Annotated in this window: 11 protein-coding genes; 9 read left to right on the top strand and 2 right to left on the bottom strand. The window is 46.4% G+C overall.

The genetic code is table 11. The features are described from left to right. Window positions 1–9: 9 nt before the first annotated feature. Entirely contained in the window at window positions 10–390 is a 381-nt protein-coding gene (locus BST85_RS09905) for an SPOR domain-containing protein (protein ID WP_104813094.1), read from the bottom strand. A gap of 236 nt (window positions 391–626) precedes the next feature. Here BST85_RS09905 and BST85_RS09900 point away from each other — a divergent pair, with 236 nt between their 5' ends. From BST85_RS09900 to BST85_RS09860, 9 genes are all read left to right on the top strand, one after another. Next, window positions 627–1,910, top strand: coding sequence for a c-type cytochrome (locus tag BST85_RS09900; RefSeq protein ID WP_104813093.1), 1,284 nt, complete (start codon window positions 627–629; stop codon window positions 1,908–1,910). 30 nt (window positions 1,911–1,940) lie between these two features. Beyond that, the gene (locus BST85_RS09895) at window positions 1,941–4,988 is read left to right on the top strand and encodes a TAT-variant-translocated molybdopterin oxidoreductase (RefSeq protein ID WP_104813092.1); all 3,048 of its coding nucleotides are present in this window, start codon (window positions 1,941–1,943) and stop codon (window positions 4,986–4,988) included. Between the two features lie 31 nt (window positions 4,989–5,019). Beyond that, a complete protein-coding gene (nrfD, locus tag BST85_RS09890) occupies window positions 5,020–6,501 on the top strand; it encodes an NrfD/PsrC family molybdoenzyme membrane anchor subunit (protein WP_245917675.1) in 1,482 nt (493 codons plus the stop codon). A gap of 10 nt (window positions 6,502–6,511) precedes the next feature. Beyond that, window positions 6,512–7,045, top strand: a complete 534-nt coding sequence (locus BST85_RS09885; RefSeq protein ID WP_104813091.1) for a DUF3341 domain-containing protein — start codon at window positions 6,512–6,514, stop codon at window positions 7,043–7,045. 1 nt (window position 7,046) lies between these two features. Beyond that, window positions 7,047–7,721 carry a c-type cytochrome gene (locus BST85_RS09880; protein WP_104813090.1) on the top strand — a complete coding sequence of 225 codons (675 nt, stop codon included), beginning with the start codon at window positions 7,047–7,049 and terminating at the stop codon, window positions 7,719–7,721. A gap of 23 nt (window positions 7,722–7,744) precedes the next feature. Further along, window positions 7,745–9,103: a quinol:cytochrome C oxidoreductase gene (locus BST85_RS09875; protein WP_104813089.1), complete on the top strand. Its 1,359-nt coding sequence runs from the start codon at window positions 7,745–7,747 to the stop codon at window positions 9,101–9,103. Between the two features lie 24 nt (window positions 9,104–9,127). Then, window positions 9,128–10,189 carry a cytochrome c oxidase subunit II gene (locus tag BST85_RS09870; protein ID WP_104813088.1) on the top strand — a complete coding sequence of 354 codons (1,062 nt, stop codon included), beginning with the start codon at window positions 9,128–9,130 and terminating at the stop codon, window positions 10,187–10,189. Window positions 10,190–10,211: 22 nt separating this feature from the next. Next, entirely contained in the window at window positions 10,212–12,038 is a 1,827-nt protein-coding gene (locus tag BST85_RS09865) for a cytochrome c oxidase subunit I (protein WP_104813087.1), read from the top strand. 81 nt (window positions 12,039–12,119) lie between these two features. After that, window positions 12,120–13,511 (top strand): MATE family efflux transporter, encoded by a 1,392-nt coding sequence (locus BST85_RS09860; RefSeq protein WP_104813086.1) that lies wholly within the window; start codon window positions 12,120–12,122, stop codon window positions 13,509–13,511. Between the two features lie 2 nt (window positions 13,512–13,513). Here BST85_RS09860 and BST85_RS09855 read toward each other — a convergent pair whose 3' ends face one another. Next, window positions 13,514–15,706 carry a DUF5916 domain-containing protein gene (locus BST85_RS09855; RefSeq protein WP_104813085.1) on the bottom strand — a complete coding sequence of 731 codons (2,193 nt, stop codon included), beginning with the start codon at window positions 15,704–15,706 and terminating at the stop codon, window positions 13,514–13,516. Window positions 15,707–15,744: the final 38 nt, after the last annotated feature.

Here is a 15,744-nt window from a genome sequence, read left to right as displayed (position 1 = left end):
CGCTTTTTTTTATTGAATGTTCGGCCGCAGTATAAAGGCCGATGGAAATTTCTCCTTGAGCTTGAGCAATGCCCTATCCGCATCCAGTCGATTTCCGAAACTTCCAACCCATACTTTGTAGTTTGGAGTTTCGTATTCCAAAGAGGCCGGCCAAGTGGTGTAAAATTTCTTGTAATCGTCCATGACCTCCTCGGCCGATTTGAGGTCCCCATAGAACAACTGAACGGTGAATTCGTTACTTAATTTGTTCTCTTTTTCGAGTGTTTTTTTCAGTTCAAGCAGCTCCGGTATTTTCTCATCTTGTCGAATGTCCGAGCTTTCTTGTTGGGCCTGACAAAAAGGGCTTAATAATAAAGCTAAAATAGAGGCTATCAGTGTGTTACGCATCATAATATTCAAGCTAATTCCGACCGTTCTAGGCAAAGGTACCACTTAATAACTTCAACGGTCAAAATATTATTATTTAGAATGGTTATAAATTAGTTGTTAACAGTTTGTTTGGATTTCGAAAATCGACTTTATGCGTTACTTTTGCACAGTTATTTCTGGCACGATAAACGGCCTGCCGAAGCGCAGAAAATAAGGCGAAAATCATGCCAAGCAAGAGACAAAATTTAACCATTAGTATGCAAAAGGTGAGATTAAGTAAGCTAGCCGCTCAATTATCACTCCCTCTGTTAGCCCTTCTGCTAACATTTTCCACTTCAACATTTGCTCAGGAAACAGCTGTGATCGACACGGCGGCAGGGGAGGCTTTATTTAAAGCAAATTGTGCCGCTTGTCACAAGTTGTACAGTAAGGCGACCGGGCCTGCACTCTACGGGGTGGGCGACAAGTACGATCGGGAGTGGTTGTACAGCTGGATCAAGAACAGTCAGGAAATGGTTAAAGCCGGAGATGCTCAGGCGGTTGCCATTTTCAACGAATACAATCAATCGGTGATGACGGCCTTCCCGGCCTTGTCCAATGCCGATATCGATAACATTATCGCTTACACTTACACGGAGAAGAAAGCACCAGCTGTTGCTCAGGTTGCAGTCGAAGGAACTGGAGGAGGCGATAGCGGAGTTTCCAACGACATCATCCTAGTCGCACTAGCCTTGATCTTTGCCCTGTTGGTGATTATGTTGATTTTGGTCAACGGGACGCTAAAGAAGATCGCAGAAGCGAATGGAGTAGAATACCCGGAAGAGCAAAAACGAGTTCCGATCTGGAGAGCCTTTGTTCAAAATCAGTTCTTGGTTCTTGTTACGAGTATCTTCTTACTACTTTCTGCGGCCTACTTCGCCTACGGTTGGATGAGTCAAGTAGGTGTCGATCAGGGATATGCTCCTGTTCAACCGATCCACTACTCACACAAGATCCACGCCGGTACTAACCAGATCGATTGTAAATACTGCCACAGTTCTGCCCGTAAGTCAAAGCACTCAGGAATTCCTTCCCTGAATGTATGTATGAACTGTCACAAGAACATTGCCGAGTACAATGGAGAAGAAGATTTGGCCAATGGATACACCAAGGAATTCTACGACGGCGAGATCCAAAAATTATACGAGGCAGTTGGATGGGATGTTGATAACCAAGCCTACACCGGAGAGTCCAAACCGGTTAAGTGGGTGCGTATTCACAACCTTCCAGACTTTGCTTATTTCAACCACTCCCAGCACGTAACTGTCGCTGGTGTAGAGTGTCAGACCTGTCACGGTCCAGTGGAAGAAATGGAGATTATGTACCAGTATTCTCCGCTAACTATGGGATGGTGTATCAACTGTCACCGTGAGACCAACGTAAAGGTAGAGAGCAACGAATACTACGCCAAGATCCATGATGAGCTCTCCAAGAAGTATGGTGTAGACAAACTTACAGCTGCCCAAATGGGTGGTCTGGAGTGTGGTAAGTGCCACTATTAATCAAGCATGAATAAATTTTCAGATAGCAATATGGCATCGAACAAGAAATACTGGAAAAGTGTTGAGGAGCTGAATCCAAGCAGCTCTATTGTCGAGGACCTGCAACAGAACGAATTTGTTGAACCAATCCCTACCGATGATTTCCTGGGTGATAAAGAAACCCTGGAAGCCTCATCGACTACCCGCCGTGACTTTTTGAAGTACGTGGGGTTCTCTACGGCAGCTGCATCACTTGCTGCTTGTGAAGGGCCGGTGATCAAATCGATTCCTTATGTGGTAGCACCGGATGAGATCGTTCCTGGTGTGGCTAATTACTACGCCTCGACCATAGCCGATGGTTTTGACTTTGCCTCTGTATTGGTTAAGACCCGTGAGGGTCGTCCGATCAAGATCGAGCGAAATGACCTGGCCGAGAACAACGATGTCAATGCGCGCGTTCAGGCGTCGGTGTTGTCTCTGTACGATACCAACCGTCTGATGGGCCCAATGGTGGGAGGCAATGTTGTAAGTTGGGATGATCTGGACAATGCAGTTGCTTCTGCACTTACAGCTTCTGCCGGACAGGATGTTGTCTTGCTGACAAAGACATTCGCCAGTCCTTCTACGGAAAAACTGATTGCTCAATTCACCAACCAATATCCGAATGTACGTCACGTAGCTTTCGATTCTGTGAATGCTTCTGGTGCATTGGACGCCTACCAAAGCCGTTTTGGTGTGCGTGCCCTGCCTGATTACGATTTCTCCAAAGCTGAGGTGATCGTTTCTGTGGGTGCAGACTTTATCGGAGACTGGCAAGGTGGAGGATACGAAGGCGCCTATGCTAAAAGCCGCGTACCTCATCAAGGTAAGATGTCAAAGCACTTCCAGTTTGAGGCCAATATGAGTCTTTCTGGTGCCAATGCGGATGTCCGCGTGCCTGTTACACCTTCACAACAGGCCAAGGTGCTGAATGCGATCGTTGCCAATGGTAGTACCTCAGGTCTACCTGAATCAGTGGTTGAAACCATCAATAAAGCAAAAGCTCATTTGAGCAAGGCAGGGAGCAAGGGTGTCGTCGTTACAGGTTTGCCAGATGCTGGCTCTCAAACCGCTGCCCTTAACTATAATATCAACAGCAATAGTGAAGTAATTGACACAGCTCGTCCTAAAATGACCAGCTCGGCCAGTGCTTCCGCTATGAATAGTGTGATCGACGGGATTCAGAATGGATCAATCAAAGGAGTGATCACAGTTGGTGTAGACCCAGTCTACGCCGTTCCAACCTCCCAGTTTGCCGAAGCATATGGTAATCTGAGTTTCTCATTGGCCTTTGCCATGAAGAAAGATGCGACAGCTTCAGCCTCTAAGATGGTGGCAGCTGTACCACATTACCTGGAGGCTTGGGGTGATTCCCAGATCAAAAAGGGTAGCTTCGGATTAACACAGCCGACTATCCGTCCTTTATTCAACACGCGTCAATTTGAAGATTCATTATTGAAGTGGACTGGAAGTAATCAATCGTTCTACGAGTACCTGCGTGAGAATTGGGAAACCAATATTCTTGGGTCGGCTTCTTGGAACAAGGCGCTTCACGATGGAGTTCACACAGCCGATGTGGAACTGGTCATGCCTGCTGATGAAATGGAGTCTGCCTCCAATGATGCCGCTTCAATGGCCTTACCACAAGACGGAGGGTTTGAACTTACCTTATATACCAAGACAGCAATGGGTGATGGCCAGATGGCCAACAACCCTTGGTTGCAAGAAATGCCAGATCCAATTACCCGTGCATCATGGGATAATTACCTGACCATGTCTGCAACTGATGCTGCCAGTTTAGGGATCACCAATTACAACGTGGCCAATGGCGCCTTGAATGGTGGTTATGCCAAGATCACATCTGGCGACCAGGTCATCGAAAAAGTTCCTGTTCTGATCCAACCGGGTCAGGCTCCAGGTTCTGTTGGACTAGCCCTTGGATACGGGAAAACCGATGCTGTACAAAAAGAGATGCAGACAGGAGTAAATGCTAATATCCTGTATCAGAACTTTAGTAATGTTCAGAACGTGCAGATCGAGAAAGTTGCAGGAGAGCATGAGTTTGCTTGTATTCAGCTTCACAATACTATGATGGGTCGCGATATTATTCGCGAAACCACATTAGAGATATTTAATACCAAGAACGTTCACGATTGGAACCCAATTCCAGAAGTGTCCAAAGATCACCAAGAGATCCCTGTGACTTCTCCGGATGCCGATCTTTGGGACTCGTTTGATCGTTCGATCGGTCACCACTTCAACTTGTCTATCGACCTGAACGCGTGTACCGGTTGTGGGGCTTGTGTGATCGCTTGTCATGCGGAGAACAATGTTCCTGTAGTCGGTAAGAATGAGGTGAGAAAGAGTCGGGATATGCACTGGTTGCGTATCGACCGCTACTACTCCAGTGAAGAGAGCTTTTCCGGAGATACCGAGAAGAAAGAAGGCATTTCCGGATTGGGTAGCTCTCTTTCAGACTTTGGTGAGATGGAAGTTGCCGCGGCTAATCCTCAGGTAGCATTCCAGCCGGTTATGTGTCAACATTGTAACCACGCTCCTTGTGAGACTGTTTGTCCGGTTGCTGCAACCTCTCACGGTCGTCAAGGTCAAAACCATATGGCTTATAACCGTTGTGTAGGTACCCGTTACTGTGCCAACAACTGTCCTTACAAAGTAAGAAGATTTAACTGGTTCCTGTATGCAGAGAACGATGAGTTCGATTACCATATGAACAATGATCTGGGTAGAATGGTACTTAACCCAGATGTTGTGGTTCGCTCTCGTGGTGTGATGGAGAAGTGCTCTTTCTGTATCCAAATGACACAGAAGACCATCCTGGATGCCAAACGCGATGGACGACCTGTCAAGGACGGTGAGTTCAAGACCGCATGTTCTGCAGCATGTAATACCGGGGCAATTGTTTTCGGTGATGTGAACGATCACGACAGTGAAGTGTACAAGAAGTCCAAAGATGACCGTATGTACCACCTGCTGGAACAGGTCGGAACCAAGCCTAATGTCATGTATCAGACTAAGGTCAGAAATACAACCGAAGCTTAAATATCATCAATAGAATAAGTAAAAAATAGATATGGCGTCGCATTACGAAGCACCTATTAGAAAACCCCTGGTTACGGGAAACAAAACGTACCACGATGTGACCGTGGATGTTGCGGCTCCTGTAGAGGGACAGGCCAATAAATCCTGGTGGATCGTCTTTGGTATTTCCCTGACGGCCTTCCTATGGGGAATTGGATGTATCATTTACACCATTTCCACAGGAATCGGTGTCTGGGGATTGAATACCACGGTAAACTGGGCCTGGGATATCACCAACTTCGTTTGGTGGGTAGGTATTGGTCACGCCGGTACTTTGATCTCGGCTGTACTCCTGCTCTTCCGTCAGAAATGGAGAATGGCGATCAACCGATCGGCCGAGGCCATGACCATTTTCTCTGTAATTCAGGCCGGGTTATTCCCGATCATTCACATGGGGCGTCCCTGGTTAGCGTACTGGGTACTGCCGATCCCGAACCAGTTTGGATCGCTATGGGTGAACTTCAACTCACCACTATTGTGGGACGTATTTGCGATCTCTACTTATTTATCAGTATCCCTTGTATTCTGGTGGACAGGATTACTTCCGGACTTCGCAATGATTCGGGACCGTGCCATTACACCATTTACCAAACGAGTTTACAGCATACTATCTTTCGGATGGAGTGGACGAGCAAAGGATTGGCAACGTTTTGAAGAGGTTTCTCTTGTACTGGCCGGTTTGGCAACGCCACTTGTACTTTCTGTACACACCATCGTATCCTTTGACTTCGCAACCTCGGTGATTCCCGGATGGCACACCACCATCTTCCCACCTTATTTCGTTGCGGGAGCGATCTTCTCAGGGTTTGCCATGGTAAACACCTTGTTGATCATTATGCGAAAGGTTTCCAACCTGGAAAACTACATTACCATTCAGCACATCGAGTTGATGAACATTGTAATCATGATTACAGGTTCTATTGTTGGTGTTGCTTATATCACAGAGCTTTTCATCGCCTGGTATTCCGGAGTGGAATACGAGCAATACGCCTTCCTGAACCGGGCAACCGGTCCTTACTGGTGGGCTTACTGGGCCATGATGACCTGTAATGTATTCTCACCACAGTTCATGTGGTTCAAGAAATTGAGAACCAGTATCATGTTCTCCTTCTTTATCTCAATTGTCGTAAACATTGGTATGTGGTTTGAGCGTTTCGTGATTATCGTTACCTCACTTCACAGGGATTACCTGCCGTCCTCTTGGACCATGTTCTCACCAACCTTTGTAGATATTGGGATCTTTATTGGAACCATCGGATTCTTCTTTGTACTCTTCCTGCTCTATGCGCGAACCTTCCCGGTTATCGCACAGGCGGAGGTTAAGTCCATTTTGAAGGGCTCCGGTGATCGATACAAGAATCTACGTGCAGATAAAGGAGACGATGCCAAGCATTATGTGCCGGTAACTGAGGCCCCGATCATTCGTGATCTGACCGCAGCAGCCGCAGAAAATAACGAAAACAACCCTGCCTAAAGACTCAGTTATGTCGAAGATCATTCACGCTATATACAACGACGACGATATTCTGATGAATGCTGTCAAAGAAGTCCGCAAGCAGCATTATCATATCGAAGAGGTGTACACCCCTTTCCCGGTTCACGGACTGGATAAAGTCATGGGGCTACCATATACCCGGATCGCGATCTGTTCCTTCATTTACGGACTGGTTGGACTGTCTGTAGCCATCACCATGATGAATTTCATCATGATCGAGGACTGGCCACAGGATATTGGTGGAAAGCCAAGCTTCAGTTATATCGAGAACATGCCTGCCTTTGTACCGATCATGTTCGAGATGACTGTTTTCTTTGCGGCTCACTTAATGGTGATCACTTTTTACATGAGATCTAAGCTTTGGCCCTTCAAGAAAGCCGAAAATCCAGATGTGAGAACGACAGATGACCACTTCCTAATGGCTGTGGACACAGGGAAGAGTGAAGTAAAAGATGTTACCGATTTCTTGGCAACAACAGGTGCCGTAGAAATCAATATAATGGATAACGAAGATGCACATTAATATGAAAAATATTTCACTGGCAATAGCTGCGATAGCGTCGTTGACACTGGTATCGTGTTTTGACACGGCCAAGCCCAACTACCAGTACATGCCAAACATGTACGAGCCAGTAGGCTATGAGACCTACGGAGAATACGGCATCTTCCCGAATGACCAGGCCGCCATGCTACCTGCAGAAGGGAGTATCCCAAGAGGATGGCAACCGTACGATTACAAGAACACAACTGCCGATCTGGAACTGGCCAAGGACGAATTGATGAACCCGCTTCCTGTGACCGAAGAGAATCTGGCCAAAGGAAAAGAGTTATACGATATTTATTGTGGAGTTTGCCACGGGGATAAAGGAGACGGACAAGGTATACTCATGAAGAATGAGGTTTTCCTTGGTATTCCGAGTTATGCCGATCCGGGACGGAAGATCACAGACGGAGGTGTATATCACGTCCAGATGTACGGTCTGAATTCCATGGGATCCTACGCTTCTCAGACATCTGAAGAAGAGCGTTGGCAGATCACACATCACGTCATGAATCTTAAGGCTGCCCTGTTGGGAGAGCCGGAACGAGTTCCTATGGCCGATGTAGCCGAAGCCTTGTCTTATTTGCCGAGCAATGATACTGAGGGCGAGGAAGGTGAGGAGCCACACGATGAAGAACACGAAGACAACAACCACTAGAACCACAGAGAAGAGTTAAGGATATGTATACACTATCGAACAAAGTCAAACTTTTTGCCCTGGTATTTATGGTATTGGGTGCCATTGGTATCGGTGCTGGTTTCATGAGCGTTCCCGCAAATACCGATGAGGTTGCGGCCATGCAGGCTGCTCATGGCGATGGCCATGGAGAAACTGCAGATCACGGTGAAGCCGGTGGACACGGAGTCTCCAGCGAGGCCCATGGAACCAATCATGGCGAAGGTGGTCACGGCAGCGAGGCCGAGCATCTAGAGCACACCTTGCATCAGATGCAGAACCGGCCATGGTCTGCCCTATATGTGGCATCATTCTTCTTTTTCATGATTGCGTTAGGGACTCTGGCATTTTATGCCATTCAACATGCTTCCCAGGCCGGTTGGTCTCCAGTACTGTTTCGTGTCATGGAGGGAATTACAGCTTATTTGCCGGTTGCCTCGGTTATTATTGTGGTTTTGTTGCTGTTGTCTACTTTCCACGTCAATCACATCTTCCACTGGATGGACCCAGAACTGATCGACCCGGAAAGTGACCATTATGACAAACTCATAGCCGGGAAAAGTGGTTTTCTCAATACTACTTTCTTCCTGATCCGTGCGGTGATCTACTTGCTTGGATGGAACCTATATCGATTCCTATCCAGAAAGTATCTGCTACACAATGACAATGCAGAGGATAACACCTGGTTTAAAAAGAATTTCAAACTATCCGCTGGATTCCTGGTATTCTTTATCGTTACAGAATCCATGATGTCCTGGGACTGGATCATGAGCTTTGATCCTCACTGGTTCTCCACACTATTTGGATGGTATGTATTTGCAGGAATGATGGTAAGCGCCATTACTGTAATAGCAATGGTCACGATCTACCTGAAATCTCAAGGTCATTTGGAGATGGTCAACGACAGTCACATTCATGACCTGGCTAAATTCATGTTTGGTTTCAGTATTTTCTGGACCTACCTCTGGTTCTCCCAGTTCATGTTGATCTGGTACTCGAACATCCCTGAAGAGGTTACTTATTTTGTAACTCGAATAGAGGATTACAATCTTCCATTCTTTGGAATGGTCGCGTTAAATTTCATTTTCCCGGTTCTCATGCTAATGAATTCTGATTTCAAACGAGTTAACTGGTTTGTGATCATGACCGGAATCGTCATTTTGATCGGACACTACGTGGATGTTTTCAATATGGTGATGCCGGCGACGGTAGGTACCTCATGGGGTATTGGCTTGCCGGAGATCGGAGCCGTTATGTTCTTCCTTGGACTGTTTGTCTATGTCGTGTTTACGGCTCTGAGTAAAGCGCCGCTTGTTGTCAAGCGTCACCCATTGTTGAAGGAAAGTGAAGTATTCCATTATTAATAATCGCATAGAAGAAAAATAAAGATGACCGCATTTTTAGTAGTTCTAGTAATCATTCTTTTCGGAGTTGCCGTGATGCAGATGGGCAAGATCATGCGACTGGCCAACCCTGAGATCGACGCCAATGCCGAGATTGCTAACGACAAGGACAATAATGTCAATGGATACCTCATGTTGGGGTTTGTGCTCTTCATTTATGTCTTGTGTATTGTTTCCTTTTACAAGTGGGGTGATGTTATGTTGCCCGAGTCCGCTTCGGAGCATGGTCTGCAGATCGATCAGTTGTGGCTGATCTCTATGATCATCATTTTTATAGTAGGAATCATAACCCAGTGGTTACTCCACTATTTTGCCTTTAAGTACAGAGGTAAAAAAGAGCAGCGAGCGACTTTCTATGCAGACAATGACAAACTCGAATTCATCTGGACCATCATCCCGGTGATCGTTTTGGCAGGTCTGATCATTTACGGTCTGTTTACCTGGACTGATATCATGAATGTGAATACAGAGGACGATCCGATGGTGGTCGAGCTATACGCTTACCAGTTCGATTGGAGAGCCCGCTATGGAGGAGGTGACAACACTTTGGGTGAAGCCAACGTTCGTTTGATCGAGGGAGTTAACCAACTCGGAGTTGATGCCTCAGATCCAAATGCTCAGGATGATGTAGTGGTTAATGAATTGCACTTGCCGGTAGGCAGAAAGGTCTTGTTTAAGATGCGTTCTCAGGATGTTCTGCATTCAGCCTACATGCCACACTTCCGTGCTCAGATGAACTGTGTACCAGGTATGGTTACCCAATTCAGTTTTACACCGACCATCACCACAGAGGAGATGAGAATGAACGATGAGATCGTTGCAAAAGTGAATCACATCAACCAGATCCGAAGAGATAAGAGTCAGGAACTTCTCGCCAATGGAGAAGAGGAACTAGAGCCTTACGAATTTGATTATCTGTTATTGTGTAACAAGATCTGTGGTGGTAACCACTACAACATGCAGATGAAGATCATCGTAGAATCTGAAGAAGATTTCAACGCCTGGATGGCCGAGCAAGCAACTTTGGCCGAGGCATTGAACCAATAATAAAAAAAAAGCTAGAGAAGATATGTCAGCACACGCACCAGCAGCAGCCATTGATCATCACGATGATCATGAGCACCACCACAAAGAGACCTTTGTGACCAAATACATCTTTAGCCAAGATCACAAGATGATCTCTAAACAGTATTTGATCACTGGTCTGATCATGGGCTTTATTGGGATCGCCATGTCGTTATTATTCCGTTTGCAACTGGCTTGGCCGGATAAGGAATTCGGAATTTATGAGATCCTTTTGGGAAAATGGGGTGAAGGCGGTGTGATGGACCCCAACGTCTATCTGGCGCTGGTTACCATTCACGGAACCATTATGGTATTCTTTGTCCTGACAGCAGGATTGAGCGGTACCTTTAGTAACTTATTGATTCCCTTGCAGATCGGAGCCCGAGATATGGCTTCCGGTTTCCTGAACATGATCTCCTACTGGTTGTTCTTCCTGTCTAGTGTGATCATGGTTATGTCACTTTTTGTAGAGGCTGGACCTGCTTCGGCTGGTTGGACGATCTACCCACCATTGAGCGCGTTGCCTCAGGCGATGCCAGGATCTGGTGCGGGGATGACGCTTTGGTTGGTATCCATGGCAGTCTTTATTGCTTCTTCACTACTGGGATCGCTAAACTATATTGTAACTGTACTCAATCTGAGAACTAAGGGGATGTCCATGACCCGTCTTCCATTGACGATCTGGGCTTTCTTTGTCACGGCAATCATTGGGGTGGTTTCCTTCCCTGTACTGCTATCGGCAGCTTTGATGCTGATTATGGACAGAAGCTTTGGAACTTCCTTCTTCCTTTCGGATATATTCATAGCAGGGGAAGTGTTACATAACCAGGGAGGGTCGCCAGTACTGTTCGAACACTTATTTTGGTTCTTGGGTCACCCCGAGGTATATATCGTACTGCTTCCTGCCTTAGGAATTACGTCAGAGGTGATAGCTACCAACTCCAGGAAACCGATCTTCGGTTACCGGGCTATGGTTGCCTCTATCCTGGCAATTGCATTCCTGTCCACAATTGTTTGGGGGCACCACATGTTCATCTCTGGTATGAACCCATTCCTGGGGTCTGTATTTACATTTACAACCTTACTTATCGCGATTCCATCAGCTGTAAAAGCGTTTAACTATATCACAACACTCTGGAAGGGTAACCTGCAACTGAATCCAGCAATGCTGTTTTCTATTGGTTTGGTATCTACCTTCATCACAGGAGGTTTGACAGGTATCATCCTTGGTGATAGCGCACTGGATATTAATGTTCACGACACCTACTTTGTAGTTGCTCACTTCCACCTGGTAATGGGTATTTCGGCCTTATATGGTCTATTCGCCGGAGTTTATCACTGGTTCCCTAAGATGTTCGAAGGGAGAATGATGAACAAGAACCTGGGGTATGTACATTTCTGGGTAACGGCCATCGGTGCTTACGGGGTATTCTTCCCCATGCACTTTATCGGTATGGCTGGTTTGCCAAGACGTTATTACACCAACACAGCATTCCCATATTTCGATGATCTTGCCGATGTAAACGTGGTCATCTCCATCTTTGCATTTATTGCTGGTGCTGCTCAATTGGTGTTCCTTTATAACTTTATCAGCTCTATGTTCTACGGCAAGAAAGGGCCTAAGAACCCATGGAATTCCAACACGCTGGAATGGACTGCAGAGGTTAAGCACATCCACGGAAACTGGGATGGTCCTATTCCGCATGTGTATCGCTGGGCTTATGATTACAGTAAACTGAACAAGGACGAATCGGATTATGTGATTCCAGGTCAGGACTTCGTTCCTCAAGACGTTCCTTTACAAGAAAACGAAGAAGAGCTCAACCATTAGAGTCATTCGAAACCGTATTGAAAACCCTCCTGGCACAAGCTTCGGAGGGTTTTTTCTTATCTTGGCTCAACAACCTATCCCATGACGATCAAACGATTCCTGCGTCACTTCAGGCAAGCCCTGGCAGGAGAACATCAGGACTATACATCTGGTAGCATTCGGAAGGCCATCTTTATGCTCTCCGTACCGATGGTTATGGAAATGATGATGGAGTCTATCTTCTTCCTGGTGGATGCCTATTTCGTTTCCAGCTTGGGTGCCAATGCGATAGCAACAGTGGGGCTAACAGAGTCTGTTCTCACTCTCGTCTATGCCATTGCCATTGGCTTAAGTATGGGTGTAACAGCAATAGTTGCCAGGCGTGTTGGTGAGAAGGATCTGCCCGGAGCTGGTAAAACGGCAGTACAAGCCATATTTTTGGGAGTACTCGTTGCTGCCATGATCAGTGCGATTGGGATTGTATTTCCTAAGGAAATTCTCAGTCTGATGGGCGGTTCTCCTGAATTGATAGAGGAGGGTTATGGCTATACCCAGATTCTGTTGGGAGGGAATATAACGATCATGTTACTATTTCTGATCAACGCCATTTTCCGAGGTGCTGGAGATGCTTCTGTCGCTATGCGGGTGCTGATCATTTCCAACCTGCTGAACATCATGTTGGATCCCCTTTTCATCTTCGGATGGGGTCCTGTTCCAGGATTTGGGGTAAAGGGAGCAGCCATTGCCACAACCATAGGAAGAGGCTCTGCAGTGGTGATCCAATTGCTTATCCTGATCTACGGTTGGAGTAAGATCAAGGTGGCATTACGGCAATTTACCTTCCATGCCGGCATTATGTGGAACCTGATCAAGGTTTCCCTGGGAGGGATCGGGCAATTTATTATCGGGACCTCCAGTTGGGTGTTCCTGATGCGAATCATGGCCGAATTTGGCAGTGAGGTGCTAGCGGGCTACACCATCGCTATACGTGTACTGATGTTTACCCTCATGCCGTCCTGGGGTATGAGCAATGCGGCTGCAACCCTGGTCGGTCAGAATTTGGGGGCGGGTAAACCGGAACGGGCAGAACGTTCCGTCTGGAAAACGGGTAAATACAATGCCTGGTTTATGATAGGGGTCTCTCTTTTCTACCTGTTCTTTGCCGAGGGTATCATGCGGGTATTTAGTCAGGAACCGGCCATAGTTGAGTATGGTGCTTTGAGCTTAAGGGTAATAGCAGCTGGCTATGTGTTCTATGCTTATGGTATGGTAATAATCCAGGCATTTAACGGTGCTGGAGATACACGTACTCCGACCATTATCAATTTCTTTTGTTTCTGGTTATTCCAATTGCCGGTGGCCTATTTGTGGGCTGTCAGTTTGGATTTAGGTCCTTTGGGTGTACTAATTGCCATTACGGTGGCCGAAGTTTTTATTGCGGTGATCGGGATCTGGCTCTTTAGAAAAGGACGTTGGAAAGAAGTGGTGGTTTAATCTTAGAGATACAACCAGTACGTTACCTTTAAATTGATGGTGCGAAAGCGGGGATAGAAGACGTCTCCAGTAAAATAATTGTCATTGTATACCAGGAAGAGGTCGGATAAGGGAGCAAATCGCCATTGCAAACGAGAATTGATCCCAACATTATCGATATTGGAATTGTACTGGATAAAGGTGTTCCAGAAAATGGATTTGCTAAAGGTGACATCTATTCGGGGTCCGATCAACCAGATATCATTATCTGAATAAGGTTGAGGAAGGTCGATCTTATCGTACCTCGCCTGAATGGCCAGGTTGAAATACGGTTGTGCCCTGTAGTTGATCTCCCCCTGGACGGTAATAATGTTCCCATTGAAGAATTCGCCAAAGGTCGGATTGACCCGGAAGGACAGAACCTTACGTTGGTCGCTTCGATACTCTAATTGTACAGAAGTATAGCTGTAATCTGTCATGGCAGGAAGTGGAATACCATCCGAAATGGATGGGTCGAATTCCCCGAACAAATAAGTATAGCGATTAAAGATCCGGGCGCTCATCTGACCGGTGTTGCGCAATTCGGCATCCCATCTTAGGATAATGTTGGAATCTGCCAGTTTAAAGTCTTCATTAGGTCTCCAAACACCGATCGGGACGATACCAAAGGTGTGGCGGTTGATAAAGCTACCCTTTGGAAACAAAAGGTATTCGATCTGAGGATCTGCTCTCAGTATGTCTTTTCGACGAATAAAGCCAAGGTCCGAATTGAAATTTTCACCGACATACAATGCACTTCCCCGTATACGCCAGGTATTACTATTGTATTGCAAGCGGAAACCAGTGGACCAATCGTCCTGATCCACCCCTGGGGTAAATGCTTTGTGGACGTAGAATTTTCCATTCCAACTATTATCTGCATTGGCCAGGTTGTAATCCAGTCCAACCACCCGATTGTATTCTTCTTCGGGCTCCAAGAAATCCTCATCCGAGGTAGCTTGTCGATTTACGAAAAGGAAACTGATATTGGATCTACTGAAGACCTTTTGTTGCAGGGCAACCACCGTATTGTTGTTACTGGGGATCTCGTTTTCCTCATCGCTAACCGTTTGCACATTGAGCAGTCCAATCCTGAAATTATTATTCAGTTTTCCACTTAATCGGGCACCGGCAATAATATCATTTTGTATGGTATTTCCCGCAGTATCTTGGGCAATACCGATGCGACGAGAGAAGAAGGGGTTGGCATTACGGGCATTACCAAAATCGGCGAACAGATCGCTGTTCTCGATGAAGAACTGCCTTCTTTCAGGAAGATTGATCTCAAAACGAGTCAGATTGGTCACCTGCTGATCCACTTCTACTTGGGAGAAGTCCGGATTCACGGTCAGGTCGAGATTCAAACTACTTCCTATAGTAAATTTGGCATCTCCCCCAAACTTGAAATCTGTGAATTTGTCATCGCCTTCCAGGTCCTGGCCAGCTAGGCCATTGATGTAGGGTATGAGTGAGATGGGACTTTTATTCTTGCCTAATGGCCTTTCAAAGACCATATCACCCATATAGGCCAAGTTAAAGATAAATTGGTTCTGAGGGATATTGATCCACGTATTGCGCTCGTTGTCCTGGGTGTCAAATTGATACGAATTGAATCTCCAACGCGTCTCACCTTCTCTGAATTTAAAGGCGAACAAGGGGATGATCCACTCGCTGATATAATAGCCGTCATACTTGACGGTCTCGGCATACCACTTAGTGTCCCAAGAGGTGGTAAAACCTCTCAATTCCGTTCCTCCACCGGAAACAAGAGCTTCCCGCCTGACACCCTCGGGATTGGTCCCAAATAAAAAGGCATTGGTGCCATCGTTAAAGGTATCGAACATCAGTGTGATATTGTCGCTTCCCCCGGCGCGAAAATCCCGACGCAATGAGGGTACAACATAGTCGTTGCCAATAGCATTGACCTTGATCCCTACATAGAGATTCTTGTCGTCAAAAAGAAAGCGGATTTCAGACTGATTCCGAGATTGGACGCTATCTGTTGGGAAATACTGCCAGAAGTCGGTGGCGGGTTCTACAGCCTCCCAGGCCGGTTCGTCCAGAGAGCCATCCAGTGTGATCGGTGTGTCTATATATTTGACGGTCACCTCTTTGGTCTGACCCCATAACAGAGCCGACCATATAAGCACGATAAAAAGCGCGATGTGCTTCTGCATGGATACGTTGAAAGTGGACCAAATGTAGAAAAATCAGA

This window comes from Aureitalea marina, from assembly GCF_002943755.1.
Taxonomy (GTDB): domain Bacteria; phylum Bacteroidota; class Bacteroidia; order Flavobacteriales; family Flavobacteriaceae; genus Aureitalea; species Aureitalea marina.
Note: the sequence above shows the minus strand (reverse complement) of the source record. Positions and strands in the feature narration are given on the sequence as shown.

Bases quoted from the DNA above. Each gene is read 5' to 3' on its own strand.
- BST85_RS09905 (WP_104813094.1), bottom strand. From the start codon at position 390: ATGATGCGTAACACACTGATAGCCTCTATTTTAGCTTTATTATTAAGC.
- BST85_RS09900 (WP_104813093.1), top strand. From the start codon at position 627: ATGCAAAAGGTGAGATTAAGTAAGCTAGCCGCTCAATTATCACTCCCT.
- BST85_RS09895 (WP_104813092.1), top strand. From the start codon at position 1,941: ATGGCATCGAACAAGAAATACTGGAAAAGTGTTGAGGAGCTGAATCCA.
- nrfD (WP_245917675.1), top strand. From the start codon at position 5,020: ATGGCGTCGCATTACGAAGCACCTATTAGAAAACCCCTGGTTACGGGA.
- BST85_RS09885 (WP_104813091.1), top strand. From the start codon at position 6,512: ATGTCGAAGATCATTCACGCTATATACAACGACGACGATATTCTGATG.
- BST85_RS09880 (WP_104813090.1), top strand. From the start codon at position 7,047: ATGAAAAATATTTCACTGGCAATAGCTGCGATAGCGTCGTTGACACTG.
- BST85_RS09875 (WP_104813089.1), top strand. From the start codon at position 7,745: ATGTATACACTATCGAACAAAGTCAAACTTTTTGCCCTGGTATTTATG.
- BST85_RS09870 (WP_104813088.1), top strand. From the start codon at position 9,128: ATGACCGCATTTTTAGTAGTTCTAGTAATCATTCTTTTCGGAGTTGCC.
- BST85_RS09865 (WP_104813087.1), top strand. From the start codon at position 10,212: ATGTCAGCACACGCACCAGCAGCAGCCATTGATCATCACGATGATCAT.
- BST85_RS09860 (WP_104813086.1), top strand. From the start codon at position 12,120: ATGACGATCAAACGATTCCTGCGTCACTTCAGGCAAGCCCTGGCAGGA.
- BST85_RS09855 (WP_104813085.1), bottom strand. From the start codon at position 15,706: ATGCAGAAGCACATCGCGCTTTTTATCGTGCTTATATGGTCGGCTCTG.